The sequence below is a fragment of the Acinetobacter sp. Colony158 genome (genome assembly GCF_019264745.1).
In the GTDB taxonomy this organism is placed as follows: Bacteria; Pseudomonadota; Gammaproteobacteria; order Pseudomonadales; family Moraxellaceae; genus Acinetobacter; species Acinetobacter ursingii.
Window position 1 is genome coordinate 2,838,655 of record NZ_CP078523.1, and the last position, 4,085, is coordinate 2,842,739.

General features: G+C 38.0%; 4 protein-coding genes. All 4 read left to right on the forward strand.

All coding sequences use genetic code 11. The features are described 5' to 3' along the window. Positions 1–1,384 (forward strand): efflux transporter outer membrane subunit (locus JR005_RS11620; protein ID WP_228731697.1); only part of this gene is annotated, 1,384 nt, incomplete at its 5' end. 87 nt (positions 1,385–1,471) lie between these two features. Continuing rightward, on the forward strand, positions 1,472–1,987 hold the full coding sequence (locus tag JR005_RS11625) for an RNA polymerase sigma factor (RefSeq protein ID WP_151725240.1): 516 nt from the start codon (positions 1,472–1,474) through the stop codon (positions 1,985–1,987). A 28-nt stretch (positions 1,988–2,015) separates the two neighbouring features. Then, entirely contained in the window at positions 2,016–2,987 is a 972-nt protein-coding gene (locus tag JR005_RS11630; RefSeq protein WP_218665105.1) for a FecR family protein, read from the forward strand. 81 nt (positions 2,988–3,068) lie between these two features. Continuing rightward, positions 3,069–4,085: TonB-dependent receptor (locus JR005_RS11635; RefSeq protein ID WP_218665106.1), on the forward strand; the 1,017-nt coding region annotated here is incomplete at its 3' end.

The window sequence follows — 4,085 nt, forward strand, 5'->3', positions numbered from 1 at the left end:
TCATCTACCCAGTTTTAGCTGTGTCTTACTAATTGTAGGGTGTAGTTCAAATATAGTGACGCATCCACCTGCTTATCAACAACCTGTTATTCAGGCAGATACGCAATATAAATATGCTTCATTAAATTGGGTACAAACTCAAACTTTGACGCCCCAAACCTCTCAGTGGTGGCAACTTTATCAAGATACAAAGCTCAATACCTTGATTCAGCAACTTAATACAGAAAATTTAACTTTAAAACAGGCCGAAGCGCGTTATCGCAATGCGATCGCTTTACTTGATGAGCAACGTTCCGCACGTTTACCCAGCTTAGGTGTCGAAGGCACGGCAAATCGGAATGGCAGTAAAAATAATAAGGCGACTAGCCAATTTAGTGCAGGAATACAAGCCAGTTGGGTGCCTGACTTATGGGGCAGAGTGGCCAAAGCTGTAGAGGGACAACAAGCCAATCTGGAAGCTTCACAGGCAGACTTGGCAGCGGTCAAGCTGAATCAGCAACTTTTAGCAGCACAAAGCTACTGGAATATTCGATTATTAGATTTACAGCTCGATGTACTTAGACAAACTCGGCAAAGTTATGCACGTTCGGTGCAAATTTTAAAAAATCAATATCAGGCGGGCATGATCGCTCGTGCAGATGTGATTCAGGCAGAAACACAGCTCAAACAAGTCGAAATTCAACAAATTGAACGACAACGTGAAAGAAACTTACAAGAAAATATCCTCGCTGTATTACTCGGCCAAACGGTTGTTCAGTTTCAGTTTGGCAAACAAACAGCTCAGTTTAATGTCCCTACAATTCCTATCCAGATTCCAAGTCATTTATTAATTCAGCGACCAGATGTAATCCGCACTGAACGAGAACTGGCTGCCACACATGCACAACTTGGTCTGGCGAAAACCGCATGGCTTCCAGACCTGAATATTGGTTTAAATGGAAGCTTAAATAACAATATATTTTCACAACTTTTTCAATCACCAAACTATCTTTGGTCAATTGGTTTAAATACCGCAGCGACAGTATTTGATGGCGGAAAACGTAAAGCGGGGATCAATCAAGCACAAGCCAATTATGATGAAAAACTGGCTGCATATAAGCAAACAGTATTGACGGGTTGGAAAGAAGTGGAAGATGGCTTAATGCAATCAACAAGTCTAAAACACCAAGCTTCTGAACAAGCTCAATTGTTAAATCTAGCCCATGAAAATGAACGTGTTGTCACTCAGCGTTATAATTCTGGACTGGTCAGTTATTTAGAAGTAGTTACAGCACAAAACTTACGTTTGCAAGCAGAACAAGATCGACTGGAATTACAACAATGGCAGATGATCAATTCAATGCAACTGATTGCAGCATTAGGCACAGGATGGGGCAGAGACTAATGTTGTAAAATTAATTTTAAATAAAATTGATAGTAATTCTCATTACTGATACATTAGCCACATTTCTGACGGTGTGACGTTACTATCATGACGGCAAATCAACAAATCATCACGCATTACATAGCAGAGCTATATAAAGTTCACTATAGCTGGTTATATGGTTGGTTGTATAAAAAATTAGGCTCGGCTGAAAATGCCGAAGATGTTTTACAAGATACATTTACCAAATTGATTCGTAGTCAAGGATTGCTCGACATTCAACAGCCCAAAGCTTATTTAACCACGACGGCGAAACGGATTTTAATTGATCGGGCAAGACATCAAAAAATAGAGCAAGCTTATCTTGAATATTTGACTCAGCAAAACCTCAGTTATGATATTAGTCCAGAACAAACTGTACTTGCGATAGATATACTCAATCAACTTGCGCAGGTTTTGGATGGTTTACCTGAACGGCAGCAGCTTGCGTTTCTGATGCATTACATTGATGATTTGAGTCTGGTCGAGATTGCCAAACAATTAAACGTGACCAGTAAAACCATTCATCATGATTTGGTTAAAACCTTAAGTCATTGTTATGCTGTGTTAAAATCAGATCTATAAATATATTCTTATAATAAGACGAATGTTCATGTCAAAACCTGACCAACAAATTGTAAACGAAGCAGCAGAATGGTTAATTACATTAAGTTCTGGTGGCTATTCTCAGGATGATTTAAACCAACTCGAACATTGGAAACGGCAAAGTCCTGAGCATTTAAAAACCTTTGAAGAATTACAACAATTTTTAAATCAAGTAGATGTACTTAAAGCTCAAAATCTACGATCACAACATCCAGTGGTACAGAATAATATTTTAAGAAAAACGTCGACCAAGAAAAAAACAGCACCTCTATTATGGGGGAGCAGTTTAATCATTGCAGTAATTACGGCTTGGATTGTTTCACAATTACCTTATCAACGTTGGAACGCAGATCATTCAACGGAAGCGCAACAATGGCAACAGAATATTTTATCTGATCAAAGCTCCATTCAGATGGCGGGTCAAACAGCGTACAATCTACAATACAATTTGGATCAGAGAAAAATACATTTATTTAAAGGAAATATTTTGGTTCATGTCGCCAAAGATCGTAGTAGACCTTTTGTAGTTGATTTAGGAGATATCCAAGTACAAGCATTAGGGACTCAATTTATTGTCAATTACGATCATGATCAGGTTCGTGTCAGCATGATTGAATCGAAAACCAAAATTTATTCTGTGCATCATCGTTTTGAACCCATTATGCTTGAAACAGGTCAAAGCTTTAATTTTTCTGGAAATCAGGTGCATATAGAGAGCGTGAATCCAGATATTTTACAAAAGTCATGGCTTAATAAAAAACTGGTTGTCGATGATATGGCACTGGATCAAGTCTTGGACATACTTGAAAGCTATCAGTCCAGTAAATTTATTTATAACCACAAGACATTGAGTCAATACCGTGTTAATGCCGTATTGCCATTGGATGATCCTGATTCAGCCATGCAATTATTGAAAGACCAACTCCACCTAAGTACTTACTCCGTCGGCGATTTATTGACTGTTATTCAAAAAGATTAAAAATCTATAAAAAAACTTCCTGTTTTGATTTCTAAAACGTCTTAGTTAATAGGCAAATATAAATGATGTAAGGAAATTAAAATGGGGTCTATTCGTCGTCCATTTCTCAATCCAAAACCTTTAGTTTTAGCGATTCATATGGCAACTCTCTCTATTGCTGTTTTACCAGTGATTACTCATGCAGCGCCTACGCAAGTCAACATTCCAGCGGGGAATCTGGCACAGGTACTCAATCAATATGCCTTAGAGCAGGGTGTTAATATTGTTTTTGACAGTCGCTTGTTTTCAGGAGTTAGAAGTCAGGGAATAAAGGGTTCGTATGAAACTCATGATGGTTTTACAGAATTATTAAAAAATACTAATTATCAAATTAAACAAACTTCCAGTGGTTATCGCGTAGAAGAAAAAAATAAAAATAATAAAAAAGAAGAAGTTGTAAAATTAACACCACTTCAATCGAAAGCCAATCAAAGTGGGCGATCAGGTTTAGCATCTTCGGATTCTGTGCTTCCGACGATTACCCTTGAAGCTGACAATCAAGATGCGCCCTTAAAACGGGTCAATACTGTGGGTGTTTTAGGGAATAAAAGCGTAATTGATACGCCATATTCGATTACCACAAAAACTGCTGAAGAAATTGAAACCAGACAAACAAACTCTTTAGGTAAAATTTTTGTCGGTGATCCCAGTATTGTCACAGAAGTTAATTCATATAGCAGTGGATGGAGTACCCCTGTTTCGATTCGTGGTTTAAAGCTCGATGAAACGAATGGTTATAAAGTGAATGGTTATTCGGTCAGTGCATGGGGGGGAGAATTTCCTGTTGAGCTTGCACAGAATGTAATGGCTTTAAAGGGTTTATCAGGCTTAATGTATGGTTTTGCAACACCTGGTGGGATTATCAATTATCAAACCAAACAACCTACTGAAGAAAACCTTCTAAGTACAAAAATAGGTTATCGAAGCGCTGGTATCTTATCTGCAAGTTTGGATGCAGGCGGCCGAGTTGGAGAGGATAAACAATTTGGCTATCGGTTCAATATCGTTAAGGAAAAAGGTGAGACTTATAATGGTTCAGATGCTGACAATTTAGCAACT